At 67.5% G+C, this 23,734-nt stretch carries 25 protein-coding genes and 1 riboswitch; of the genes, 15 read left to right on the top strand and 10 right to left on the bottom strand.

Going from position 1 to position 23,734, the window contains the following annotated elements; all coding sequences use genetic code 11:
- Positions 1-1,842 (top strand): CopD family protein (locus tag VFC51_01970; protein HZT05772.1); only part of this gene is annotated, 1,842 nt, incomplete at its 5' end.
- 64 nt (positions 1,843-1,906) lie between these two features.
- Here the strand turns inward: VFC51_01970 and VFC51_01965 are convergent.
- The gene (locus VFC51_01965; protein HZT05771.1) at positions 1,907-2,056 is read right to left on the bottom strand and encodes a hypothetical protein; all 150 of its coding nucleotides are present in this window, start codon (positions 2,054-2,056) and stop codon (positions 1,907-1,909) included.
- A gap of 21 nt (positions 2,057-2,077) precedes the next feature.
- Between VFC51_01965 and VFC51_01960 the strand changes: the two genes are divergently transcribed.
- From VFC51_01960 to VFC51_01940, 5 genes are read left to right on the top strand one after another with little or no spacing between them, the layout of a single operon-like run.
- Positions 2,078-2,767, top strand: coding sequence for a 3-oxoacid CoA-transferase subunit A (locus VFC51_01960; GenBank protein ID HZT05770.1), 690 nt, complete (start codon positions 2,078-2,080; stop codon positions 2,765-2,767).
- The gene (locus VFC51_01955; protein ID HZT05769.1) at positions 2,760-3,422 is read left to right on the top strand and encodes a 3-oxoacid CoA-transferase subunit B; all 663 of its coding nucleotides are present in this window, start codon (positions 2,760-2,762) and stop codon (positions 3,420-3,422) included. The genes VFC51_01960 and VFC51_01955 overlap by 8 nt, the downstream gene beginning before the upstream one ends.
- Before the next feature lie 10 nt (positions 3,423-3,432).
- On the top strand, positions 3,433-4,626 hold the full coding sequence (locus VFC51_01950; protein ID HZT05768.1) for an acetyl-CoA acetyltransferase: 1,194 nt from the start codon (positions 3,433-3,435) through the stop codon (positions 4,624-4,626).
- A gap of 43 nt (positions 4,627-4,669) precedes the next feature.
- On the top strand, positions 4,670-5,161 hold the full coding sequence (locus VFC51_01945; protein ID HZT05767.1) for a Zn-ribbon domain-containing OB-fold protein: 492 nt from the start codon (positions 4,670-4,672) through the stop codon (positions 5,159-5,161).
- 52 nt (positions 5,162-5,213) lie between these two features.
- On the top strand, positions 5,214-6,491 hold the full coding sequence (locus VFC51_01940; protein ID HZT05766.1) for a Gfo/Idh/MocA family oxidoreductase: 1,278 nt from the start codon (positions 5,214-5,216) through the stop codon (positions 6,489-6,491).
- Here the strand turns inward: VFC51_01940 and VFC51_01935 are convergent.
- The 4 genes from VFC51_01935 to VFC51_01920 form a co-directional block, all read right to left on the bottom strand.
- Positions 6,448-6,936, bottom strand: coding sequence for a nucleotidyltransferase domain-containing protein (locus tag VFC51_01935; protein HZT05765.1), 489 nt, complete (start codon positions 6,934-6,936; stop codon positions 6,448-6,450). The genes VFC51_01940 and VFC51_01935 overlap by 44 nt on opposite strands.
- Complete coding sequence (locus VFC51_01930) at positions 6,887-7,282, bottom strand: HEPN domain-containing protein (GenBank protein ID HZT05764.1); 396 nt, start codon at positions 7,280-7,282, stop codon at positions 6,887-6,889. The genes VFC51_01935 and VFC51_01930 overlap by 50 nt, the downstream gene beginning before the upstream one ends.
- 76 nt (positions 7,283-7,358) lie before the next feature.
- Entirely contained in the window at positions 7,359-8,387 is a 1,029-nt protein-coding gene (locus VFC51_01925; GenBank protein HZT05763.1) for an amidohydrolase family protein, read from the bottom strand.
- Complete coding sequence (locus tag VFC51_01920) at positions 8,384-10,675, bottom strand: xanthine dehydrogenase family protein molybdopterin-binding subunit (protein ID HZT05762.1); 2,292 nt, start codon at positions 10,673-10,675, stop codon at positions 8,384-8,386. Before VFC51_01920 ends, VFC51_01925 begins: the two co-directional genes overlap by 4 nt.
- Positions 10,676-11,042: 367 nt before the next feature.
- Here VFC51_01920 and VFC51_01915 point away from each other — a divergent pair, with 367 nt between their 5' ends.
- The 3 genes from VFC51_01915 to VFC51_01905 all read left to right on the top strand — a co-directional run bounded on the left by VFC51_01915 (position 11,043) and on the right by VFC51_01905 (position 14,789).
- Positions 11,043-12,734 (top strand): ABC transporter substrate-binding protein, encoded by a 1,692-nt coding sequence (locus VFC51_01915; GenBank protein ID HZT05761.1) that lies wholly within the window; start codon positions 11,043-11,045, stop codon positions 12,732-12,734.
- A 68-nt stretch (positions 12,735-12,802) separates the two neighbouring features.
- Positions 12,803-13,999 carry an L-2-hydroxyglutarate oxidase gene (gene lhgO / locus VFC51_01910; protein ID HZT05760.1) on the top strand — a complete coding sequence of 399 codons (1,197 nt, stop codon included), beginning with the start codon at positions 12,803-12,805 and terminating at the stop codon, positions 13,997-13,999.
- 34 nt (positions 14,000-14,033) lie between these two features.
- Positions 14,034-14,789: a glucose 1-dehydrogenase gene (locus VFC51_01905; protein HZT05759.1), complete on the top strand. Its 756-nt coding sequence runs from the start codon at positions 14,034-14,036 to the stop codon at positions 14,787-14,789.
- A gap of 9 nt (positions 14,790-14,798) precedes the next feature.
- Here VFC51_01905 and VFC51_01900 read toward each other — a convergent pair whose 3' ends face one another.
- From VFC51_01900 to VFC51_01885, 4 genes are all read right to left on the bottom strand, one after another.
- Positions 14,799-15,074, bottom strand: coding sequence for a ubiquitin-like small modifier protein 1 (locus tag VFC51_01900; GenBank protein HZT05758.1), 276 nt, complete (start codon positions 15,072-15,074; stop codon positions 14,799-14,801).
- Positions 15,075-15,088: 14 nt separating this feature from the next.
- Entirely contained in the window at positions 15,089-15,331 is a 243-nt protein-coding gene (locus tag VFC51_01895) for an NIL domain-containing protein (protein HZT05757.1), read from the bottom strand.
- A gap of 16 nt (positions 15,332-15,347) precedes the next feature.
- Positions 15,348-16,610: a threonine synthase gene (locus VFC51_01890; GenBank protein HZT05756.1), complete on the bottom strand. Its 1,263-nt coding sequence runs from the start codon at positions 16,608-16,610 to the stop codon at positions 15,348-15,350.
- Between the two features lie 86 nt (positions 16,611-16,696).
- Positions 16,697-16,819: riboswitch (SAM riboswitch) on the bottom strand.
- Positions 16,820-16,850: 31 nt separating this feature from the next.
- Positions 16,851-17,084: a hypothetical protein gene (locus VFC51_01885; protein ID HZT05755.1), complete on the bottom strand. Its 234-nt coding sequence runs from the start codon at positions 17,082-17,084 to the stop codon at positions 16,851-16,853.
- A 16-nt stretch (positions 17,085-17,100) separates the two neighbouring features.
- On the opposite strand from VFC51_01885, the gene VFC51_01880 reads away from it, so the two are divergent.
- The 6 genes from VFC51_01880 to VFC51_01855 all read left to right on the top strand — a co-directional run bounded on the left by VFC51_01880 (position 17,101) and on the right by VFC51_01855 (position 21,866).
- Positions 17,101-17,508 carry a GerMN domain-containing protein gene (locus tag VFC51_01880; protein HZT05754.1) on the top strand — a complete coding sequence of 136 codons (408 nt, stop codon included), beginning with the start codon at positions 17,101-17,103 and terminating at the stop codon, positions 17,506-17,508.
- Positions 17,509-17,574: 66 nt separating this feature from the next.
- The gene (locus VFC51_01875; GenBank protein HZT05753.1) at positions 17,575-18,495 is read left to right on the top strand and encodes a diacylglycerol kinase family protein; all 921 of its coding nucleotides are present in this window, start codon (positions 17,575-17,577) and stop codon (positions 18,493-18,495) included.
- A 57-nt stretch (positions 18,496-18,552) separates the two neighbouring features.
- Positions 18,553-19,734: a zinc-dependent metalloprotease gene (locus tag VFC51_01870; protein ID HZT05752.1), complete on the top strand. Its 1,182-nt coding sequence runs from the start codon at positions 18,553-18,555 to the stop codon at positions 19,732-19,734.
- 4 nt (positions 19,735-19,738) lie between these two features.
- On the top strand, positions 19,739-20,245 hold the full coding sequence (locus VFC51_01865; GenBank protein HZT05751.1) for a hypothetical protein: 507 nt from the start codon (positions 19,739-19,741) through the stop codon (positions 20,243-20,245).
- A gap of 81 nt (positions 20,246-20,326) precedes the next feature.
- The gene (gene lysA / locus VFC51_01860; GenBank protein ID HZT05750.1) at positions 20,327-21,649 is read left to right on the top strand and encodes a diaminopimelate decarboxylase; all 1,323 of its coding nucleotides are present in this window, start codon (positions 20,327-20,329) and stop codon (positions 21,647-21,649) included.
- Between the two features lie 28 nt (positions 21,650-21,677).
- Positions 21,678-21,866, top strand: coding sequence for a hypothetical protein (locus VFC51_01855; protein ID HZT05749.1), 189 nt, complete (start codon positions 21,678-21,680; stop codon positions 21,864-21,866).
- A 3-nt stretch (positions 21,867-21,869) separates the two neighbouring features.
- Here the strand turns inward: VFC51_01855 and uvrC are convergent, their stop codons facing one another.
- Entirely contained in the window at positions 21,870-23,711 is a 1,842-nt protein-coding gene (gene uvrC, locus VFC51_01850) for an excinuclease ABC subunit UvrC (GenBank protein ID HZT05748.1), read from the bottom strand.
- Positions 23,712-23,734 lie beyond the last annotated feature (23 nt).

Here is a 23,734-nt window from a genome sequence, read left to right as displayed (position 1 = left end):
GCCGAAGGGTCGACGGCGACGGCCGACCAGGTCGCCGTTCGGGTGCTGAACTACGTCGGCCTGGCTCTCCTCCTCGGCGCGTTTCCCTTCCTGCTCTGGGTGCTGCCCCACGCCCTCCGATCCGGCGTCGCACGGATGGATATCGCCGAGGTCGTGACGAGACGCGTGGGGAACGTCGCGCTCGTCGGCGCCGGACTTGCCATCATTGGCGCTCTCGGGTCCCTCGTCGCGGAAACCGCGACGGCCTCGAGCGTCCCGTTCTTCGAGGCCATCGGGGATCAGGCGGTCGCCGTCGCGCTGGGGACGCGCTTCGGACTTCTCTGGTGGTTTCGCCTCGCCCTCCTCGCCACGATCACGCTCCTCGTCGTCCTGGAGAGGACCGGACCACCGTCGCGAACGGCGCTCCGCGTCGGAGCGCTCTTCGGACTGGCCCTCCTCCTCGACTACGCCCTGGGCACCCACGCCGCCGCCGTGCCAGATGCGACGCCCGCCTCGGTCGCCCTCGACTGGGCGCACGTTGTCGCCGTGTCCTGCTGGATCGGTGGGCTCGCGTACCTGACGCTGACGATCTGGACGCTCGTGCGGTCGACCGACGGGAACGAGGCTGCGCGCGTCATCGCGCACTTGGTGCCACGGTTTTCCACGATGGCGGCCGTCTGCGTGGGCATCGTGCTCTTTTCCGGGATCTATGCGACATGGCTGAACGTTGGAAGCACGTCGGCGCTCCTCGCGACCCCATACGGCCGTGCGCTCTTGGCGAAGCTGGCCTGCGTTGCTCCCCTTCTCGGGATCGCCGCCATCAACCGGCTTGTGCTGTCGCCGCGGCTTCGTTGGGCATCCGAGCGTGACCCCCTCCGCCACGACCTCGCCCGGAGGCTCCGACAGTCCGTGGCTGGCGAGGTCGTATTCGCCCTGGGCGCCCTGGTAGCGGTCGCGGTGATGACCAATCTCCAGCCTGCGCGCCAGGCCCTCGCCGCGCAGGGGGCCACGCTGGAGAAAGACGCGGAAGACCTCCGCGTGACGCTTCGGGTCCAGCCCGGACTCGCGACGCTCAATCGATTCGACGTCTTCCTGGCCGATCGCACCGGCAGGCCGGTCGAAGACGTTCAGCGGGTGGAGCTGCGGTTCGACATGCAGACGATGGACATGGGCGAGAGCGAGCTGGTGGCCATCCCGCACGGAGACGGTCACTACGTGACCCAGGGCGGAGCGCTCGCCATGGCTGGTCCGTGGGACATCACCGTGTTGGTGCGGCGGGCTGGACGAGACGACGTGCGCGCCACGATGCGAACGGACGTCGGGCCCGCGCCTGCTCCCAACAGCGCGCCGGCGGCGCCGAAGCCGGGCGAGGCGAACGTCGTCCTCGGCGCCCAGCTTCTGGCGACGGGGCTGATCGCATTGGCAGCCGGGGTGCTGGCTCGACGGCGGCGGAGCCTTCGCTGGGCGGCGCCGCTCGCCGCGTTTGGGCTCGTTACCGGGGCCGTGCTGGCCCTTCAGGGAGCGTCGACGCTGTCCGTGAGCGCGGTTCGCAATCCCATTCCGCCAACCCAGCAGTCCATCGCCCGGGGGGAGGAGATTTACCGCGCTGACTGCGCCATGTGCCATGGAATAAGCGGCAGGGGCGACGGGCCGGCCGGGCTCGCGCTCGTCCCGCGTCCGGCGGACTTCCGGGTTCACCTCGCGGCCGGGCACACCGATGGCCAGCTCTTCGACTGGATCTCCAACGGGTTCCCTGGCTCCGCCATGCCGGCCTGGAAGGATCGCCTGAACGAAGAGGACCGATGGAACGTGCTGAATTACCTGCAGCAGACGTTCGGACCGAACGTGACTTCGGGGAGGTAGCCAGATTTTCAGGCTCATACTTCGAGCGCGCGCCGTCCTTCGCGCGGGCACCGGCGGGCTTGCGCTAAACGGGGGGAACCCGACCGACGAGATCGTCGCGGTTGTGCTGGGCATCGTCTTCGCCGGGCTCGTCTGGCTCATCCTGCGAAGGGGCGGGGAGGATGACAGCGATGGGGATGCGTCGCCCGAGTAGCGCCGCGGTATACTCCGGCACTTCCGCTGCAGGTGGCACCCCGTGAAGCCAGTCCTGGTTGATCCCGCCGCCGCCGTCAGCGACATTCCCGACGGCGCGTCCATCATGGTCGGTGGGTTTGCCGGAGTTGGCGTGCCCGTTCTCCTCCTGCGCGCCCTCGCGCAGCGCGGGGTGCGCGACCTGACCATCATCGCGAACGGCACGCCGCATCGGCGCGATCCCGCGAATCAGGCGGCCATGGTGCCGGCCTCGATGATCGCCCGGGCAATCCTCTCGTTTCCGGTTGGGGCCTCACCCCAGCCCGAAAATCCCTACGAACAGGGCTACGAGCGCGGCGCCATTGGTCTGGAGATCGTGCCCCAGGGAACGCTGGCCGAGCGCATTCGCGCCGGGGGCGCGGGCATTCCGGCTTTCTACACGCCCACGGGTGTCGGCACGCCGTTCGCGGATGGCAAGGAGGTGCGGGAGATCAACGGTCGCCTCTGTGTTCTGGAGCACGCCCTGCGCGCGGACTTCGCGCTGATTCGCGCCCACACAGCCGACCGGCTCGGCAACCTCACGTATCGCAACGCGGGGCGCAACTTCAATCCCATCATGGCGATGGCTGCGGACGTCTCCATCGCGGAGGTCGACGCGGTCGTGGAGCCCGGAACGCTCGACCCGGAGCACGTCGTGACCCCGGGCATCTTCGTGGATCGGATCGTGGTCGCGGAGCGCGAGCGCGTTGCCTGATCGCCTGACTCGCGACGTCATCGCCATGCGGGTGGCGGCGGAGATTCCCGATGAGGCCTACGTCAACCTCGGCATCGGCATGCCGACCTTGGTGGCCGATTACGTGCTCTCCGAGAAGCGTATCGTCTTCCATGCCGAGAATGGCGTTCTGGGGACGGGCCCATTCCCCGAGCCGGGGAGCGAGATCCCGGACCTCATCAACGCGGGCGGCCAGTTCACCACCCTCATACCCGGGGCGGCCTTCATGGACTCGGCTGAGTCGTTCGCCATCGTCCGCGGCCGCCACCTGGACGTCGCCGTGCTGGGCGGCCTCCAGGTCTCGGAGCGAGGCGACCTGGCCAATTGGCGCCGGGTCGATCGACGCGTCGGCAGCATCGGAGGCGCGGCCGACATCGCGGCTGGGGCGAAGCGCCTCTTTGTCATGATGGAGCACACGACGCGCGACGGCCAGCCCAAGATCGTCCGGTCCTGCACCTACCCTCTGACGGGCTGCCGCGTCGTGAACAAGATCTTCACCGACGTCGCCGTCATCGCCGTGGCAGACGACGGCCTGGTGCTGGAAGAGGTCGCTCCCGGCTGGAGGGCGGCCGACGTACAGGCGGTCACTGAGGCGCGCCTACAGGTGAGTCCGACGTTGTGCGAGATCGCGCTTTGACATCCGCGCCATGGATCGAGCCGACCTCCGCGGGGCGATCTCCGCGATGAGCGAGCGGGCGCAGCGCGTCGCCATCGTCGGCGTGGCCGAATCGGACGAGATCGGGCTCGTGCCCGGAAAGTCCTCCCTGCAGCACCACGCCGAAGCTGCCTTCAACGCGCTTGCCGACGCCGGACTGAATGCTCGGGACGTCGATGGACTGTTCACGGCAGGCTTCAGCACGCTGACGACGGCGGAATATATGGGCATCCGGCCGAGGTACACCGACAGCACCTCGGTCGGGGGCTCGTCGTTCGTCATCGAGGTGGCCCACGCCCTGGCTGCCATTCAAGCCGGCTTCTGCGACGTGGCCCTCATCACGCACGGCCAAACCGGCCGCAGCGCACGTCCACCTGGCCTCCAGACGATCCGTCTCGACAACGTCGGGGCGCCGATCGGCGAGTTTCAAGCGCCGTACGGAATCATCGGGCCGCCCGTCTCTTATGGCATGGCCTGCAGCCGCTACATGCACCGGTATGGTGAGGACCGCACGCGCCAGGCGCTGGCGGAGATCGCGGTCGCGACCCGAAAGTGGGCACAGCTCAATCCACGGGCGCTCATGCGCGATCCCATGAGCTTCCAGGATTACCACGCATCGCGCTGGATCGCATGGCCCTTCCACTTGCTCGACTGCTGCCTCGTGACAGACGCCGGCGCCGCCGCCGTGATTACGCGCGCCGATCGAGCGCTAGACTGCGCCAAGCCGCCCGTCTGGGTGTTGGGGGCTGCGGAGTACCACGACCACTACGCCATCAGCCAGATGCCGGACCTCACCGTCACTCCTGCCCGGGATAGCGGGCCGCGTGCCCTCGCGATGGCCGGGGTGGCGCCGCAAGATGTGGACCTCACGATGGTCTACGATTCATTTACGTACACCGTGCTCGCGACGCTGGAGAGCCTCGGCTTTTGTGGCCCCGGTGAAGGACCCGATCTCGTCGCGGATCAGCGCACGGCGCCGGGCGGCGCCTTCCCGCTCAACACCAACGGGGGCGGCCTTTCGTACACGCACCCGGGGATGTACGGGATCTTTCTCATCGTCGAGGCGGTGCGCCAGCTCCGGGGTGAGTGCGGCCCGCGCCAGGTCTCCGACTGTCGGATCGCGCTCGTGAATGGCACGGGCGGCTACCTGTCGTCCACCGGAACCGTGGTGCTGGCGGCGGACTGAGGACGGTCGGTGAAAGGAGCAGGACCATGGGGTCACACGGGCGATGAGTGAAGGCTCGGAAGGTCCGTCCCGGCCGCTCCCGATTCCTCAACCCGAGACGGAGTATTACTGGCAGCGGGCGCGCGAGCACGAGCTGTGGATCATGCGTTGCGAGGCGTGCGGCAACGCCTACTTCTACCCGCGCACGATCTGTCCGCTTTGCTTCTCGCGCGACACACGCTGGCTCCAGGCGTCGGGCCGCGCCACGCTCCATGCCTTCAGCATCGTCCATCGCGCGCCAGCCCCAGGCTTCACGACCCCGTACGTCGCCGCCATCGTCGAGCTTGAGGAGGGACCGCGCATGCCGACGAACCTGGTGGGCGTCGAGCCTGACCCGGCGGCGATTCGCATCGGGATGCCGCTGGAGGTCGTGTTCGAGGACGTGACGGACGAGATCTCGCTTCCCCAATTCCGGCCCGTCGGCCTCCTCGAAGCGGTCGTCAGGGGGCTGGTCCGCGCGGTTCCGGTGGAGCCGAGCGGTCCAAATGAACCTTGACATCGATGTTGTGCCTGCTTAAGGTCTGGGCACCAGCACTGGAGGATGAACGATGGCGAAGGTTCAGGAGCAGGGTTCCGGAGCATCGGCCCGGCCCGTCCGCGCGCTCAAGCTCGGCCTGATTGGCGTCGGCGTCGGCGCGGCAGAGATGCTTCCGGCGATGGAAGCGATGGACGAGATCGACCTCTTCGCCGCCGCGGACGTCGTGCCCGAGACGCGCCAGCGATTCAAGGCCCGATACCCCAACGCGCGCGTGTATGAGAGCGCCGAGGCCCTGGTCGAGGATCCAGATGTCGAGGCGGTCTGGATCGCGACGCCGAATCGCCTCCACGGCCCGCACACGATCCTCGCGGCCGAGCACGGCAAGCACGTCGTCGTCGAAAAGCCGATGGCCCTCAACATCGAGGAGGCCGAGCGGATGGTCGAGGCGGCCGAGAAGAACAAGGTGAAGCTGCTCGCCGGCCACACCCGGAGCTACACGCTGCCGATTCAGGCGATGCGGCGGATCATCACGTCGGGTAAGCTGGGCAAAGTCCGTGCGATCCACCTCCTCGCCTACTCGGACTGGATGCTCCGACCACGCACCGCGGACGAGCTGGACATCAACCAGGGCGGCGGCATTCCGTACCGCCAGGGTCCGCACCAGATCGATACGGTGCGCGTGCTGGGCGGCGGCATGCTCCGCAGTGTCCGCGCGATGACCGGGCAGTGGATGCCCGAGCGCCCCATCCCCGGCTACTACTCGGCGTATCTCGAGTTCGAGGACGGCACGCCCTCCACCATCGTCCACAACGGCTACGGCTATTTCCTCGGAGCTGAGCTGGTGCCGTGGGGCGACTCCAGTCAGCGGTACACCGCCGAGCAGCGCGTCGAGGTGCGCCGCCAGATGCGGACCGGTACCCGGAACGAGGCGCAGGACAAGCAGGATCTGCGGATCGGCGGCGCGGCCGAAGAGGCCACCTTCCGGGAGCCGGAGCGGCGCCCGTGGGTGCCCGAGGACATGGGCCTCCTCATCGTGAGCTGCGACCGGGGGGACATCCGCCACTCGAAGTTCGGCCTGTACGTGTACGACGACGAGGGCATCCACGACATCGACCTGACGCCCAATCGCGTGATGGGCGTGGGCCAGCGCCGCGCCGAGCTGGAGGAGTTGTACGATGGGGTCGTGAACGACCGCCCGCTCTTCCACGACGGTCGGTGGGGCATGGCGACCCTCGAGGTCTGCCTCGCCATGATGCAGTCCGCGCGGGAGCGACGGGAGATCATGCTGACCCACCAGCGGCCGGTCACGCCCGAGTACGACGCGCACCTCCCGGCGGTGGCCTACTAAAGACGGCATTGCCGCTATTGCGTGGTTTTTCGCCCCCAACCCCCTCACGCTCGCCCTGTCCCCCGTCGTCGGGGGAGAGGGGACTGGCGGTGGACCGGCCCTCGGGAAATAGCTCCACGCCGCCCTCGGTCATGCGATCGATGGTGTCGCGCAGAGCCTCGGCTTCGTCCGCCGTGTAGACGTGCGGCTCGACCCCTCGTGTGTCCATACACCGCCGTACCGTCGTGAACGCGTCGTCGCGCGGCTCGCCGGTGTAGACGACGAGAAGATCGACGTCGCTGCGCACCGTCGCGCGACCTCTTGCCCATGAGCCGAAGAGGACCACTCGGCGAAGCGGGAGCGCGGCGGCAAGCCCCGGCACGCGCTGGCGCAGCCTGGCGATCAGCTCCTCTCGGCTATAGGGCGGCCAGAAGATCCGTACAGAACCGAAGGATTCGGTCGGCATACTCCACCATGCGGTCGGCTTCGGTTTCGACGTAACGGCTGCCGGGAGAGCCGGACGGGTGCGCGTCCGGATATCGCGTCGCGACGTACGCTTTGTCCAGCTCGGCCGCGGCGATGGCGATATCGCTCGGAACATGCTCGCGCTCGTCGAGCGCCAGCAGAAGATCGCTGATGGAATGGCCCCACGCCTCCGCCCCCAGCCGCTGGAACACGGCCTTGACCGCCTTGTCGGCTGCCTGTTGAGCCGAAAAGCAGGCCCACTCATAGAACGCGTCGTCGAGATCGTGGCGCGCGTGGTCGAGGTCTCGCTTCGCCTGGTCCAGCCAATCCTTGCTCCGCTCCGCCATGGGGCAATCGTACCGAAAGTCGACGCTGGCGAGACGACCTCGGGCATGGAGGGCGGGCGCCCCTTCGCGCTGATCGTTAGGCGGGCTGCTTGATTCCGAGCAGGCGGGCAGCGGTGTTGCCCAGAATGCAGGCGCGCTCGTCGTCGGCGAGGTCCAGCGCGGCGACGGCCTCGAGGCTGTTTCGGACAAAGCGCCGCCCATCCTCTGGTCCATACGGGTAGTTCGTGCCGAAGACGAGATGCTCCGCCCCGAAGAAGTCGCGGGCGATGCGAAGGGTGTTGGCTGGATGGTCGGCGGTGTCGACGTAGAAGCGGCGGAAGAGGTCGATCGGGTTCTCCCGGAGGCCGTAGCGCTGGCGGATCTCCTCGGTCCGGCCCGTGTAGATGTTCACGGCACGCTGCGCGAAGAAGGCGAGCACCCCGCCGACGTCCGCTACGATGAACGGGATCTCCGGAAATCGCTCGGTGACCCGCCCGTAGACGAGGCGGGTCATCGCGACCGTCGCGTCGAAGGCCCAGCCGAAGATGAGGGTCGGATGGATGTCGAGGTCCGTGGCCTCCGTGGCCAGGGGAGCGGTGGGATGGATGTAGACCGGCACCCCATAGCGCGCGATCCGTTCGTACAGGGGAAGGAGGGCCTCGTCGTCGAGGGGGCGGCCGTTCAGGTTCGAGTAGCAGCCGAAGCCGCGCATCTCGAGGGCCTCGACGCAGCGCTCCAGCTCGTCCAGCGCCAGCGGGACGGACGACGTCGGCAGCGTGCAGAGGCCGACGAAGCGCCCCGGGTAGTCGTGGCACCACCGGCCGATGGCGTCGTTCGCGGCCCGGGCCAATTCCATCGCCGCGTCCGGAGCGAAGCGGTCAGCCCCGGGCGGCGGCACACTGACCACCTGAACGTCGACCCCCAGCTCGTCCATGTGGGCGATCCGGATCTCGGGGTCCTGGCCCGCGAAGGTTACGGTGTTGATCCGCCGGCCCAGCGTTCGGTCGAAGAGGTAGGTCATCCCGCTCGCGGGATCGGGCTCCTCCAGCGAGACGCTGCTATCAAGGCGGCAGAGCGCGTCGAGATACGCCGGCGGGAAGACATGCGCCTGGAAGTCGACGATCACGACGGGCGTCCTCGGGTCTCGATCGCCTCCAGCACGCGCTCGGGCGTGAGTGGGAGATCGAAGATCGGTGCGCCGATGGCGTCCGCCACCGCGTTTGCGATGGCGCCCGCCGTGGGCACGCAGGGCATTTCTCCGATGCTCCCGGCGTGGAAAGGCCCAGGCCCCTCGGAGGGGACGTTGACCGTGACGAGCTGAGGCACGTCGCGCATCGTGGGGAGCTTGTAGTCGCCCAGGTGGGCGTTGGTGATGCGCCCGCTCTCCGCCGACATCTCTTCCATCGTGGCATACCCGAGGCCCTGAACCAGCCCGCCCTCGATCTGCCCCTGATGGCCGATGGGGTTGACGATGGTTCCCGTGTCCTGGACGGTCGTCATTCGGGCGATACGCACCTGGCCCGTCTCGGAGTCCACCTCCACCTCGGCGATCTGCGCGCAGCAATGTCGGTCGGTGGTCTTGGGCCGCTTGATCGTCACCTGTGCATGGCCGGCTCCCCCGTCGCCGGGGAGCATCTCCGCGGCCAGCTCCTCCAGCGAGACGAACCCGCCGTCGGGGCTCGTCCAGCCGCTGGACCGCTCAGCCGTCGCCGGCGCCCAGGCCGCCGACTCCGCGCCGAGCATCGCCGCGGCCAGCGGCGCAAGCTTCTCCTTCACGGCGGACGACGCGGCGATCGCGGCGTGGCCGGCGACGTTCGTCATGCGGTCGGCCGCGGAGCCGACGTCGATGGGCAGCGCGTCCGTCGTTCCGCGAACGAGGAGGACTCGGTCGGCCAGCACACCGAACTCCTCAGCGACGACCTGGGCCACCACCGTCAGAGCGCCGGTGCCGTTGTCCGGGAGGCCGGTCACGACGGTGATGGTCCCGTTGGGGTTCAGCGTCACGTCGGAGCTGCCCTCACCGAAGCCCACGCCGCGCTCGCACAGCGCGATGCCGCGGCCACGGAGGACGCCCGAATTCGCCGGGGATGAGGCTCCGAGCCCAACCCGTGGGCTCGAGGGCTGGAGGTCGAGAGCGCGCACGGCCGCGTCGAGGACCGTGGGCACGAGGGACGCGGCGCCCTCCCCCGTCGTCCGCGCCGCATTTCGAATTCGGAATTCGAGAGGATCCATCCCAAACGCGCGCGCCAGGAGGTCCGTGTGGGCCTCGACGGCGAACGCGACCTGCGGGTGGCCGGGCGCGCGCATGTATCCGGAGGGTGGCAGGTTGGTGTAGACGCAAAAGGCCTCGATCCGAAGGTTCGGAACCGCGTACGGGCCGGCGGCGTAGTCGGCGCCCGTCAGCATTCCATCCTCGCTGGGCTTGAGCGCGCCGTAGGCGCCGGTGTTGTAGACGATCCGCACGTCGCGCGCGACGATGGCGCCTTCGCGCGTCAACCCGGTCCGTACTCGGACGATGGAGGGATGCCGATGGGTGGCCGAAGCCAGGTCAGCAGTCGAGCGCGCGACGAACTTGACGGGCCGGCCCGTCATGCGGGACAGGTGGTAGGCCATGGGGACGTCGGCCGGGCTCCCCTTCCCCCCGAAGTCGGCGCCGACCGTAATGGGATGGATGACGAAGTCGTGCTCGGGGCGATCGGTCAGCTCGGCGAGCTGCTCGCGGAGCGTGTACGGCAGCTTGTGGGAGGGCCAGACGTCGACGCGCTCGGCGCCGTCCGCAGACGGGCCGACGCGGACCACGCAGGCGTGGGGCTCGAGGTACCCCTGATGCGTGAGCGGCGTCGTGAAGGTGTGCTCGAGGACGACATCCGCCGATGCGAACGCTGCGTCCGGATCACCGCGGCGGTGAGTGCGGTAACCACAGACGTTCGGAATATCGGGCGTCGCCGGGAAGCCCGCGTACGATCGCGCATCAGGGTGAACGAGGGGCGCGCCCGGGAGCATCGCCTGCAGGGGGTCGAAGACGGCTGGCAGCTCCTCGTACTGGACCTGGACTGCGAGCGCCGCCTCTTCTGCGGCGTCCGGTGTCTCGGCGGCGACGACCGCCACCTTGTCGCCGACGAAACGGGCCACGTCCTCGCACAGGAGTGGCAGGTCCTTCAGCACGCGGCCGGTGCGTCGATTCAGCACATCGCGTGCGGTGAGCACAACGCGGACGCCGGGAATGGCGCGTGCGGGCGCGACGTCAATGGACACGATGTGCGCGTGTGGGTACGGGCTGCGCACGTTGGCTGCCCACAGCATGTCCGCGAGGGTTATGTCAGCCGGATAGGTCGCCGCGCCGCTGACCTTCGCCGGCCCCTCGACGCGAGGGATGGGCTTGCCGATGACCTGAAACGCCGTTGTTGCCGCCATGCCACGCTCCGTTTGCTGCTGGGCCATTGTTGCGCCCGCGCGAGGCTACGGGCAAATAGCGGGCGAGTCTGATGCCATCAGCCATTGTTCGGGCCGTGCTGCGGTCGCGCTCCGCAAAACTGAGCGCAAGGGGGGAAACGGTGTCCGGATTTCGCAGGTTTCTGCTTCGGGACCGCGGCTTGAGCCAAAAGGGATGCGCTCGCTTCGACCGGCGCCGGGCTGCCTGATTGCGCGGCCGCGTTTCGTCGATAATCCATCATGCGTGGACGGCTCGTCGCGTACCCATCTATCCGCGACCGAGCCCGCGAAGGCGACCCTCCCGAAAGGTAGAACTGTGCGACCTGACGCTTCCCGCCCCCGTTTCCTCTTGGCAGCCATCTCGGTAATCGTCGCTGCCGCGTGCGCCGGACCAGCCGCCACTCAACCGCCCGCCGCCTCAGCGGTGCCCGGGACCAGCACGGCGTCAACGCGGACCCTCGTCGCGGCCGTCCGGGTCGAGCCGGAGAGCATCGCCGCCAAGGGCCCGCGCCAGGTCGGTGTTTCCCTGCACTTCGTCAAGCGGCTCTTCAATGCCGAGCTTTCCATTGAGAACCAGCAGGGGACGCCGATCCCCTACCTGGCGGATGCGGTGCCGCAGCTCAACACCGAAAGCTGGACAGTGGAGCCGGACGGCCACATGGAGACGACGTACCACCTTCGCCCAAATCTCCGCTGGCACGACGGAAGCCCGTTGACGTCCGACGACTTCCTGTTCGCGTGGCAGGTGTATCGCACGCCAGATCTCGGGTTCGCGAACTCAGCGCCTCTCAACCAGATGGAGGACGTACTCGCTCCAGACGCCTCGACGGTCGTGGTTCGCTGGCTCCGTCCGTATCCAGACGCCAACCTGCTCGTCGAGGACGCGTTCCCACCCCTTCCACGCCGCATCCTGGAGGCGCAGTTTCAGCAGCAGACGCTGGACGCGTTTGTGGCGTCCGCGTACTGGACGCGCGAGTTCGTGGGTCTCGGTCCATTTCGATTGGAGCGCTGGGAGCCCGGGGCCTTCATCGAGGCATCGGCGTTCGACGGCCACGCCCTCGGGGCGCCAAAGATCTCGCGGCTCAAGCTCCTGTTCATCGGCGACGCGAATACCACGCTCGCCAGCATCCTGGCCGGCGAGGTCCAACTTTCCGCGGATCTCTCCCTTGGGTTCACCCAGGCGGTGACCCTCAAGCACCAGTGGGAGCCGACCCAGGGCGGGACCGTGCTGCTTCATCCGAATCAGTGGCGTGCGACCAAGTTCCAGCTTCGCCCCGATCTGGCGAACCCGCGCGCCATCCTCGACGCGCGCGTACGACGCGCCCTGAGCTTTGCCCTGGACAAGCGCGCCATCAACGATGCGATCTACGACGGCGAGGGAATCGTCGCCGAGTCCATGATCCCGCCCATGGTCGACTACTATCCGCAGATCGAGCCCTCCGTGACGAAGTATCCCTTCGACCTCCGCCAGAGCGATCAGCTCATGGGCGAGGCAGGCTTCCGCAAGACGGCGGGAGAATCCTTCGCGGGCCCCGAAGGGCGGCTGACGCTCGAGATCAAGACGAACGCGTCCGCCGAGTTCGAGTCTGAGATGTCCGCCCTCGCGGCTCAGTGGCGGCAGGCGGGCTTCGACATGGCCGAGGCTGTGCTCCCGGCGGCCCAGGCGCAGGACCCGCAGATGCGCGCGACCTTTCCATCCATGTTCACCCACAGCACCGGTCTTGGCGAGCCCGCCCTCATCGACCAGGTCACCAGCCATATCCCCGGCCCGGCAAATCGCTGGAGCGGCGGTAACCGGGGCGGCTATTCCAATCCTGACTACGATCGCCTCGTGGAGCAATTCAACAGCACGCTTGATCGAGGGGAGCGGATTCGACAGATCGCGCAGATGCTGAAGATCTACACGGATGATGCGCCGTCGATCAGCCTCTTCTTCGCCACCCAGCCGATGGCGGCGGTATCTGCGCTCAAAGGGCCGCAGCTCGTTGTCCCGGGCGCCGTGATGGGGTGGGACATTCACACCTGGTCCTGGGCAGAATAGGCCCAACAGGCCGTTGACGATTCCGAGCGTCAGCCGCGCGCCATCGCGCGCGTGCGCCGGGAGGTTTCGTGTTCGACGTTGCGATCATCGGGGCGGGCATCATCGGGCTGGCCGCCGCTCGGGAGGTTCTGCTCCGGCATCCCGAGACGTCGCTCACGGTGCTGGAGAAGGAGCCGGAGCTCGGCCGCCACCAGACAGGCCATAATAGCGGCGTCATCCACTCCGGCATTTATTACGCGCCGGGCTCGGTCAAAGCGCGCGCCTGCGTTGCGGGGGCGGCTGCCCTCAAGCGGTATTGCCTCGACCGCGGGATCCCGTTCGAGGAGTGCGGCAAGGTCATCGTCGCTCGGAACGAGGATGAGATTCCCCGCCTTGAGGAGCTGCATCGACGGGGCATCGAGAATGGCGTGCCTGGGCTGGAGCGAATCGGCCCGGAGCGTATTCGCGAGCTGGAGCCCCACGTCGTGGGGATCCAGGGGCTGTGGTCGCCCAGGACGGGCATCATCGATTTCGGCCGGGTGGCCGCAGCCTATGCCGACGACGTGCGGGCGGCGGGCGGCACGATCGCGACGCGCCACGAGGTGCTGGGGTTTCAGCGTACCGCCAGGAGCGTGGTTGTCCGGACGACGAGCGGCGATGTTGAGGCGAGCCGGGTCGTGGCGTGCGCGGGCCTGTACGCCGATCGGATCGCGGCCCTCACCGGCGCGCCGAAGGACCCCCGCATCGTTCCCTTCCGCGGCGATTACTACGTGCTGCCGCCCGAGCGGCGGCAACTGGTGCGCAGCCTGATCTATCCGGTTCCGGACCCGGCCTTCCCGTTCCTCGGCGTGCACTTCACCCGTCGCATCGACGGCGACGTGTGGCTCGGCCCGAACGCCGTCCTCGCCTTCGCGCGCGAAGGGTATCGGCGCACCGATTTCGCGCCCGGCGACCTCGCCGAGGCGCTCGGGTTCCCGGGTTTTCGCAAGCTTGCCGTGCGCTACTGGCGCACCGGGCTCGCGGAGATGTGGCGCGATTACAACAAGGCGGCCTTTCTCGCGTCGCTGCGCGCGTACGTTCCGGAGCTCAAGGAAGTGGATCTCCAGCCAGGCCCCTCGGGCGTGCGCGCGCAGGCGCTCTCGAGCGACGGGAAGCTCGTGGACGATTTTGTCGTGAACACGGCGGCCGGCGTGCTCCACGTCCGCAATGCGCCCTCGCCGGCGGCGACGGCGTCGCTCGCCATCGGGGCCATGATCGCGGACGCCCTCGACGCCGTTACTCAATAATCGCGTGATCGGGTTCGAGACAGAGGAGTCGGAGATGCTGCTGGAAGACCGCGTCGTCATCGTTACCGGAGGTGGACACGGAATCGGCCGGGCCTACTGCCTCGGCGTCGCGCAAGAGGGCGGTAGGGTCGTCGTCGCGGACATCGACGGCGCCGCCGCCGACAGCGTGGCCGAGGAGATTGGCGACCATCGGGCGATCGCCGTGCAGGCGGACGTTTCCCGTTTGTCGAGCTGTCAGGAGATGGCGAAGGCGGCCGTCGATCGCTTCGGCAGGATCGACGGACTCATCAACAATGCCGCGATCTTCGCCACGGTCCCGATCTCGCGCGTCGGCTTCCAGGAGATCAGCGAGGACGAATGGGATCGGACGATGGAGGTGAACGTCAAGGGGATGTGGCTCTGCTGCCGCGCGGTGGCTCCGGCGATGCAGGAGCGTAAGCACGGAAGCATCGTCAACATCTCATCGAGCACGGTACTGAGCGGAAGCGCGACACGGATCCACTATGTGGCGTCGAAGGCGGCGGTCATCGGGTTCAGCCGGGTCCTGGCGCGGGAGCTGGGTCCGGATAACATCCGCGTGAACACGATCGCGCCCGGATCGACGCTCAGCGAGGCCAACCCGGACGAGGAGACGCTGAAGATGCGGCAGCGGAATGTGGGCATTCGCGCGCTGGCGCGCGTCGAGCTGCCGGGCGATCTGGTCGGGACGGCACTATATCTCCTGTCGGACCTCAGCGCCTTCGTGACGGGCCAGATGATCGTCGTTGCCGGGGGCGAGGCGATGTACTAAGGGGCCGAGCTAGCCGCCGGCCATGGCCGGGACGATCGAGAGCTCGTCGCCCGCCTTTAGCTTCGTCTCGGTCCCGTGCAGAAATCGGATGTCCTCTCCATTGACGAACAGGTTGACGAATCGACGCACCTCGCCGCCGTCGTCGAGAATCCGCTTGGCGATGCCGGGGAAGTGCGCATCGAGATCCGTGAGGCACGATGCCACGTCCGCGCCGTCCGCGGCCACGTCGGCCTGCCCGCCGGTGAGGGTCCGCAGCGGCGTGGGGATTCGTACGCGAATACTCATGCTCTGCCTCCAGGTCACCCTGCGATGATGTCGCCCTCGACCGGATCGACGCGGACGCCGGTCTCGATGGCCCAGGCGATGGCGCGATCGATCTCCGCATCATCCCCGGACACCTCGAGATAGAGCCAGCCGGAATCCGCGGAGATCTCGCCGCCGCGAATGTTCGTCACGACCTCGAATCGTTTGCCCATCGTGTAGACGACCGGCTCGGTGATGAGGTTCGCGGGGAAGAATAGCCTGATCCGCCGCTTCGCCATCGCTGGGACCGCCGCCTCAGCCAGCTTCGACCATCACGGGCTCGAACGACGGATCCCGTTTGGCCAGTGCGGTGTCGAACTCGGTCATGCTCGCGCCGATCGTGATGGGCTCCGGAAGCGCGCTCGCGACGGCCTCGGGCGTCTTCAGGCCATTTCCCGTAACGTAGACGACGATCGTCTCGTCCGGATCGAGCAGCCCTGCCTCGGCCATCTTTTTCAGCACGCCGACACTGACCCCGCCCGCTGTCTCGCCGAACACGCCCTCGGTTTGGGCGAGCAGACGCATCCCCGCGACGATCTCCTCGTCGGTCACGGACCCGGCCAGGCCGTTCGTCTCCTTGATGACCTTCAAGCAGTAGTAGCCGTCGGCCGGATTCCCGATGGCCAACGACTTCGCAATCGTCGAAGGCTTGACCGGCCGAATGGTCATCGTATTCGCCTCGTGGGCGGAGACGATGGGTGCGCAGCCCGCTGCCTGCGCGAGCCCCATCCGCGGGGTGGCCGGGGAGATCAACCCGACTTCGGCCAGCTCCTCGAACCCGCGGGCGATTTTGGTGAATAGGGCGCCGCTCGCCGTGGGAACGATCACGGTATCCGGCGCGCGCCATCCGAGCTGCTCGGCAACTTCGAAGGCGAGGCTCTTGCTCCCTTCGGCGTAGTACGGGCGCAGGTTGATGTTGACGAAGGCCCAGCCGTACCGGTCCGCGATCTCCGCGCAGAGTCGGTTCACGTCGTCGTAGTTCCCGCGGATGGCGACGAGGGTCGGGCCGTAGACGGCGATGTTCGTGATCTTGCTCGTCTCGAGGTCGGACGGGATGAAGACGACACACCGCATCTGTGCCCGGGCCCCGTGCGCGGCGACGGAAGCGGCGAGGTTGCCGGTCGAGGCGCAGGCGATCGTGTCGAATCCGAAGCCTCGGGCCATGGTGGCGGCCACGGTGACCGGTCGGTCTTTGAAGGAGAAGGTCGGATTGACGGTGTCGTTCTTGACGTACAGGTTGCGGAGGCCGAGGGCGCGGCCAAGATTGTCCGCGCGCAGTAGCGGCGTGCATCCCGTCTGGATGTCGACGAGGGGCTGCCCGTCAACGGGGAAGAGCTTGCGATATCGCCAGATGGTCTGCGGCCCGCGCTCGATCTCTTCGCGGGAGATGTCCGCGCGGATTGCAGCGTAGTCGTACGCGACTTCGAGCGGGCCGAAACACAGCTCGCAGACGTGCAGAGGGGCGAGGTCGTACAGCTCGCCGCACTCTCGACAGACTAACCCTTTGGTAAATGCCACGCGATCCTCTCCGCCGGGCCGGACCACACGAAAAGACCCCTTCCCCGAATAAACAGGGAAGGGGGCACATAGAACCTGTCCACCTTCCCTTATCTTCTCCGACATTGTCGGAGCGGAATTGGCACCGTTCCGGGCCGTCCTTGCTGCAGGACGGCCCGGAGGTTGCCGGGCTTCAGTGGGCCGGTTCCCTCCACCGCTCCTGATAAGGGCAGACGGTATATCCAGTTGTTGGGCTAGACTCTACCAGCGGTGGCGGCGGTGCGTCAAGCGGCGGATGTGCGGGTTGAAGGATCGCCGGCCGGCGATAGTCGCCGATTGAGGGTAGAAGCTGAGGAGCCGGCGCATCCTGGCGATCGCGTGCTTCGTCGTTTTCGTCGGATGCGGCGCCATCGCACCGCCGCCGGCGCCGGCCACGCCATCGAGCCGCGGAACGAGGGGCAGCGTCGACGTTCCCCCCTCGCCGCGGTACATCACGATCTTTCTGCCTCGCTTGCAGGAGGACGACACCCTGCGCCTCGCAGCCGTCGGACGGCACGTACCGGCTGGCGACCCGCCGGCCACGGCGGCGCTGCGCGCGCTCATCGACGGGCCTACGGGAGACGAGCGGGCCGCTGACTTCGAATATCCGCTCGACCGACGCACCCGGGTCCACTCCGTCGCCGTGGAAGACCGCGTCGCGGTCGTCGATTTCGGGGAAGGGATCGAGCGGGTCCACGGTCGCCCCTACTCCGAGCTGGTGTACTGGTCCATCGTTTACACGCTGACCGAGGCGCCAGGGGTAGATGCAGTTGCGCTTCGGCACGACGGGCAACCCATGGCGGCCCTCGGCGACCCGCCTTTTGCCCTTCCCCAGCTCGGAACGCGCGACGGAGCTCCCGATTGGGCGCTGCCTCGATGACCGGTCGACATGGCCTGGCCGCTCCGGTACGCTCTGGACAGCTCGCGAGCTGGGATTGAGCGTCGGATGGCGAACGATGCGCCGTTCTTCTTCATCGTCAATCCCCGCGCCGGGGCCGGCGGGCGGAAGTTCGCAGGCATCGCCGCGCGGATGCGGGCCCTTGGCGTGTCCTACGCGGCTGCCGCGACCACGAAACCCGGTGATGCCCGCACGCTCAGCAAGCTCGCCCTCGGGCACGGCTTTCGCGCCATTGTCTGTGTTGGCGGCGACGGAACCGTCAACGAAGTCGTCAACGGCTTCGTCACGCCCGAGGGATTGGTCGACCGCCGCGCCGTGCTGGGCGTCATCCCAAGTGGCACGATGCAGGACTTTGCGCGAGGGGCCAGTCTCCCCGTCGGACGCGACGCCGCGCTCGCGCGCCTTCTGGACGGCCGCGAATCAGCGATCGACGTGGGGCGAATTCGGTTCGCGGACGGGCGCGTCCACGTCTTCGTCAACGTGGTCGGCGCGGGCTTTGACGCCGAAGTGGCCGGTCGCGCCGCCGACGTCCGTGGCGGCGCCATCACCTCGATACCGGCGCACGTTCTCGGGTTCGCCTCGGCCCTCGCCGCGTATCAAAACAAGGAGATCTCCCTCACGTTCGAAGATCAGCCGGGTTCAGCCGCGCGCCTACGCTGCAACGCGGTCATCGCTGCGAACGGACCGTCCTACGCCGGGGTGATGAATTTCGCGCCGGGCGCCACGCTCGATGACGGTCGCCTCGACGTGGTGCTCGTCGGGGACGTCGCGAAGATCGAGCTACTCCTCAACCTGCCCCGGGTTTTGGCGGGCACGCACGTCGCGCACGAGAAGGTCACCACGTACCGCGTTCGCGGCCTCAGCCTCGAGTCAGGGGACGACGCGCTGGTACAGGCGGACGGCGAGGTCGTCGGCAGGCTTCCCGCCCGGGTGGACGTCCTCCCCGGCGCGTTGCGCCTCATTCGGTAATAAGCGGAGAATAGAGCAAGCTTGGGGGCTATCCCGGCGCACAGGGAGTACGGACTGGTGGCGACGGCAGCATTCGCGCGCGGCGTATCGCGATCAATGGGAGCCGGCGTGATCGCCGGCGCCGCGGCGGGGCTTCTGTGGTTCGCCGCTCGCCACTACGGCCGGGACCGAGCCGGGGAGATCATCGATTGGGACCAGGCTCGCAGCGTCGCCTTGAGAACGGCGCAGGCGACGCCATGGCTCGATTCCGGTGAGCGAGCGGCGGCCGAAGCGGACTACGTCGACATGCTGCGCGAAGTCGCGGGACCTCTCCAGCGCTACACGGGGAGCGAATTCGACATCGCCCGAAGTGGAGTGCGCGCGCTCGATCGTCCCGAATGGATCTCCGCGAATATGGCGAACTTTCGCGACCTCCTCCGCCCGTTCGAAGAGCTGTACCGAGAGAAGGTCGACCCCGCCCGCGTTCAGCTGCCCGGAATCACCGCCGCCGGACGGCTGGTGCTCTCGGCGGAAGTTGGCGTCCTGCTCGGCTATCTTGGACGCCGCGTTCTCGGGCAGTACGACATCAGCCTGCTCGGCACCCGCGCGCGCGAGCCCGGCGCGCTGTACTTCGTGGAGCCGAATATTCGCTCCATCCAGCTCCAGCTCGGCCTTCCACAGCGCGAGTTCCGCATGTGGCTCGCCCTCCACGAGGCGACGCACGTGCACGAGTTCGAGGGGCATCCCTGGGTGCGGGATTACCTCAATCAGACGATCCAGCGATACATCGAGAGTATGGTGGACCACCTGCGCGATGGGGGTGGCTCGATCAAAGGGCTGGTGGGACGGGCGATGGACCACCTGTCCATCGGCGGGAGCCTCCTCGAGGCGATGATGACCCCAACCCAACGGGGGATGGTGTCACGCCTGCAGGCCGTCATGTGCCTGCTCGAGGGCTACAGCAACCACGTGATGAACGCGCTCGGGCGCGATCTGTTGCCACACTATGTCCAGATTGAGGCGCGCGTCGAGGAGCGCTCCAAGCGCCGAAGTGGGGCAGAGCAGCTCTTCCTTCGCGTCACCGGGCTGCAGATGAAGTTCGATCAGTACCGCCTGGGCGCGGAGTTCGTGGACCGCGTGGTGCAAGACCGGGGAATCGCATTCCTGAATCAGGTCTGGCATTCGGCGGAGATGCTCCCATCGGAGCAGGAGATCCGCGAGCCCGCCCGCTGGATCGATCGCGTCACGGCGGCCGCTTGAACCGATGCTGAATGACGTCATGCGCTTCACCGTGATCGATGGTGAGGGCGCGGTGAGCTTCGTTGCACCGTGCCGCACCATGGAGGCGCTCGTCGCCGCGTGCGCGAGCGAGCCCGGCTCTCTGCTCCAGCTTCTGAATACCGCGTCGCAGTTTGCGCCCGAGGTTCGCGACCACGTCCTCAGCGGCCTTGCGGTCTTCGATGAGCACAACGTTCCCGGGCGCCTGGAATCGATTCACAGCGCGCTCGATCTTCTGCGTCCGGCGGACCTGCCCGTCTTTCGCGTGCTGGACGACCGGACGCGACAGGCGAGCCTGCAGCCAGCGCGCGCGGGCGTCATCGTTTTCAATTTGAAGAGCAAACGGATCGTGCAGATCCACAACACCTACGCGGAGATCAAGCGCTCAGGGCGCATTCGCGTCCCACCGCTTGAGGGCGCCAACGCGCGCCCGCCCCGAATCCACCGGTACGAGCTGCCGGCGGACTGGTCGCTCGTTCCCGGGGTCGATTAGCACGATCGATCGAACGCAGGCGCACGACGTGGCGGTTCGTCGTTCTCCCAGGCTGCGCGCCGCCAGCGAGGTTTGACAGCGATGAAGAGCGAAAAAGCTGAGGTCCTTCCGATCACGGCGAGTACGAACGACGAGCATCACCTCGTGATCGGCGGGTGCGACGTCGTGGATCTGGTCGCCCAGTTCGGAAGCCCCCTCTACGTGTACGACGAGGCGACGATCCGGGAGCAGGCGAGGGGATACGTCGGCGGACTCCATGCCGCTGTCTCGGACTCGCTCGTGATCTTTGCCAGCAAAGCCTTCGCGAATGCCGCGATCTTCCAGGTCCTTGCCGAGGAGGGGCTTGGCCTCGACGTCGTGTCCGGTGGGGAGATGGTGCTGGCGCACCGAAGCGGCTTCCCGATGGAGCGCGTCTACTTCCATGGGAACAATAAGTCCGCTGAGGAGATGGCGCTCGCGGCTGAGCTGGGGGTAGGGCGCTTCGTGGTCGACAATTTTCACGAGCTGGGGCGGCTGGATGCGCTCGGTCAACAACTCGGCGTGCGCATCCCCGCGCTCCTCCGGGTCGGCCCCGGCGTCGAAGCCCACACGCACGAGTATCGCAAGACGGGCACGCTGGACTCGAAATTCGGGATCCCCATCTCGACGGGTCAGGCCGAAACCGCCGTGTTCCAGGCCACGCGAGCCCGCGGTGTTCACCTGATCGGACTTCATGCCCACATCGGTTCGCAGATCTTCGAGATCGCGCCATACCTGGAGACGATCCACATCGTGCTGGAGTTCGCCGCCCTCATGCGCGACCGCTACGGGCTCGACCTTCGGGAGTTCAGCCCGGGTGGCGGTTGGGGCATCTCCTACACGGAGGACGACGACCCAATGCCCGCCGAGGAGGTGGCCCGTACGATCGGCGGCGCTGTGTGGAAATCGGCTGCGGAGCACGGCCTCGCCAACCCGAGGGTCATCATCGAACCTGGACGGTCGATCGTCGGGCAGGCGGGCGTGGCGATCTATACGGTCGGCGCTATCAAAGACATCCCCGGCGTGCGGCGGTACGTGGCTCTGGACGGCGGGATGGCCGACAACATCCGCCCCGCGCTGTATGGGTCGATCTACGACGCGCTGGTGGCGAACCGAATGGACGAGGCGGCCACCGCGACGGTCACGCTCGCGGGCCGCTACTGCGAATCGGGCGACATCCTGGTGAAAGACGCGCATCTCCCCCGCGTGGGTTCGGGCGATCTCATCGCGCTTCCCGCGTCCGGCGCCTACAACTTGGCGATGAGCAGCAACTACAACATGGCGCTGCGTCCGGCGGCCGTCATGGTGGCCGACGGCCACGCGCGCCTCATCCGCCGCCGAGAGACGTACGATGACCTTCTGCGCGTCGAGACCGCGCTGGACTGACCGCCGGTACATTAGCGCGGAGGCCGCGATGGCAGCGCGCAGTAAGGTTCGATTTCTGGCAACCGACATGTGGGACACGCCCGACGACGGCAAACGGTACGAGGTCATCGACGGGGAGCTGTACGTGTCACCACCGCCCGTACCCGCTCACCAGTCCGCAGCGGGCGAGCTGTTTTGGCGAATCTGCTCCTATCTTGAGCGTAATCACCTAGACTAGCGGCTACAGCCGCTCCTTCAACGCGGTCGCGGTCCGCCGCGTCATCCCCGGCACCGAAGCGATGTCGTCGACCACGGCTTTGCGGATGGCGTCCACCGAGCCGAAGCGTTGGAGCAGGGCCTTGCGCCGCTTCGGCCCAACGCCGGGGATCTCATCGAGGGACGATTTCAGCGCGCCTTTGCCGCGGCTCGCCCGGTGGTACGTGATGGCGAATCGGTGCGCTTCGTCGCGAACGCGCTGGAGGAGGAACCGACCGGCGCTGTCGGCGGGGAACGGGATGGGATCCGAGCGGTTTGGCACGAAGACCTCTTCGTACTGCTTGGCGAGCCCCACCATCGGGATCTCGAGCTCCAGCTCTCCCATGACGTCCTGGGCCGAGCTGAGCTGGCCCTTCCCGCCGTCGATCACCACGAGATCCGGGATCACCCCCCACTTCTGGCCTTCGGCGGTCGGCGCCTTGCTCTGCTCCACCAGGTGGCCGAATCGCCGGCGGATCACCTCCCGCATCGACGCGAAGTCGTCATTGTGGTCGACGGTGCGAATCCGGAAGCGCCGATACTCGGAGGGCTTGGGGCGCGCGCCTTCCAGGACGGCCATGCTGGCCACGGTGTACGCGCCCTGGACATGGGAGATGTCGAAGCACTCGATCCGCTCCGGGACGTTGGGCAGGCCCAGCGCCTCCTGCAGCTCCAACATCGCGCCGGAGGTGCGCTCGATCTCCTGAATCCGCTCGAGCGCCAGGCGTTCCAGCGTCTCCGTCGCGTTGCGCAGCGCGAGCCCGACGAGCCGCGCGGGCTCACCCCGTTTGGGGGCCTGGAGGTTCACGGCGTGGCGCGCCGTGCTGGCCAGCCACTCCTTCACGGTCGGCTGGTCGTCCACCGCGTGCGAAAGCAGAATGCGCCGGGGAACGTGGGTCGCCTCAGCATAGAAGAGGAGCAGGAAAGATTTCGTGAGCGCGGCCTCCGTCTCGTCCAGCGCATTCTGGAGGATGAAGTGCTCGCGCCCCACCATGCGCCCGTCGCGCATGAAGAACACCTGGGCGCATGCGTGCGTCTCGTTTCGGGCGATGCCGATGACGTCCAGCTCCTCCCGCACGGTTGTCGTGACGGCCTGCTGCTCGACGACGCGCTCCGCCTCGCGGAGGCGGTCGCGGAGGACGGCGGCCTGCTCGAAGTCGAGCCGATCGGCGGCCTCCTCCATGTCGCGGCGCAGCTCCTTCAGCACCCCCTCGGTCTTGCCCTCCATGAAGCGCACGACCTGGTCGATGAGGACGCGGTACTGCTCCTTCGTCACGGCGCCGATGCATGGGGCGAGGCATCGGTTGATGTAGGCGTACAGGCAGGGGCGGGGGTCGGTGCCGGTGATCTCCTTGCTGCAGAGGATGTAGGGGAACATCCGGTTCAGGGTGTTCATCGTTCGGCGGACCGAGCCCGTATCGCTGAATGGGCCGAAGTACTTGGCGCCGTCGGGCGCGATGCGCCGCGCGATCTCGACTCGCGGCCAATCCTCCTGCACCGTGACGCGGACGTACGGATAATGCTTGTCGTCTCGAAGCACGACGTTGTACTTGGGCCGCTCCGTCTTGATGAGGTCGGACTCCCACTGGAGGGCCTGGAGCGGGGATCCGGTGAGGATGTACTCGACGTCCGCGATCTGGGCCACGAGGGCGACGATTTTGCCGCCGCGCGCGTCGGGCGCCTGGAAGTAGGAGCTGACTCGCGACCGAAGCGACGTCGCCTTACCAACGTAGATGGTCTTCCCCTCGGCATCCTTGAACTTATAGATGCCGGGCTGTCGTGGAAGGTTCCGGACCTTCTCGGCCAGCGCTTCGTTCGCGAGCTTCACTCCTGCCTCCGGGCTCTTGAAAC

The organism is Chloroflexota bacterium, from assembly GCA_035652535.1.
Taxonomy (GTDB): domain Bacteria; phylum Chloroflexota; class UBA6077; order UBA6077; family SHYK01; genus DASRDP01.
The sequence above is the reverse complement of the archived record's forward strand: the minus strand, read 5'-3'. Positions and strand labels throughout refer to the sequence as shown.

Excerpts from the sequence above, each read along its gene's own strand:
- VFC51_01950 (HZT05768.1), top strand. The coding sequence starts at position 3,433 with ATGGATCGAGCCGACCTCCGCGGGGCGATCTCCGCGATGAGCGAGCGG.
- VFC51_01945 (HZT05767.1), top strand. The coding sequence starts at position 4,670 with ATGAGTGAAGGCTCGGAAGGTCCGTCCCGGCCGCTCCCGATTCCTCAA.
- VFC51_01940 (HZT05766.1), top strand. The coding sequence starts at position 5,214 with ATGGCGAAGGTTCAGGAGCAGGGTTCCGGAGCATCGGCCCGGCCCGTC.
- VFC51_01935 (HZT05765.1), bottom strand. The coding sequence starts at position 6,936 with ATGCCGACCGAATCCTTCGGTTCTGTACGGATCTTCTGGCCGCCCTAT.
- VFC51_01930 (HZT05764.1), bottom strand. The coding sequence starts at position 7,282 with ATGGCGGAGCGGAGCAAGGATTGGCTGGACCAGGCGAAGCGAGACCTC.
- VFC51_01920 (HZT05762.1), bottom strand. The coding sequence starts at position 10,675 with ATGGCGGCAACAACGGCGTTTCAGGTCATCGGCAAGCCCATCCCTCGC.
- VFC51_01905 (HZT05759.1), top strand. The coding sequence starts at position 14,034 with ATGCTGCTGGAAGACCGCGTCGTCATCGTTACCGGAGGTGGACACGGA.
- VFC51_01900 (HZT05758.1), bottom strand. The coding sequence starts at position 15,074 with ATGAGTATTCGCGTACGAATCCCCACGCCGCTGCGGACCCTCACCGGC.
- VFC51_01895 (HZT05757.1), bottom strand. The coding sequence starts at position 15,331 with ATGGCGAAGCGGCGGATCAGGCTATTCTTCCCCGCGAACCTCATCACC.
- VFC51_01875 (HZT05753.1), top strand. The coding sequence starts at position 17,575 with ATGGCGAACGATGCGCCGTTCTTCTTCATCGTCAATCCCCGCGCCGGG.
- VFC51_01865 (HZT05751.1), top strand. The coding sequence starts at position 19,739 with ATGCTGAATGACGTCATGCGCTTCACCGTGATCGATGGTGAGGGCGCG.
- lysA (HZT05750.1), top strand. The coding sequence starts at position 20,327 with ATGAAGAGCGAAAAAGCTGAGGTCCTTCCGATCACGGCGAGTACGAAC.
- VFC51_01855 (HZT05749.1), top strand. The coding sequence starts at position 21,678 with ATGGCAGCGCGCAGTAAGGTTCGATTTCTGGCAACCGACATGTGGGAC.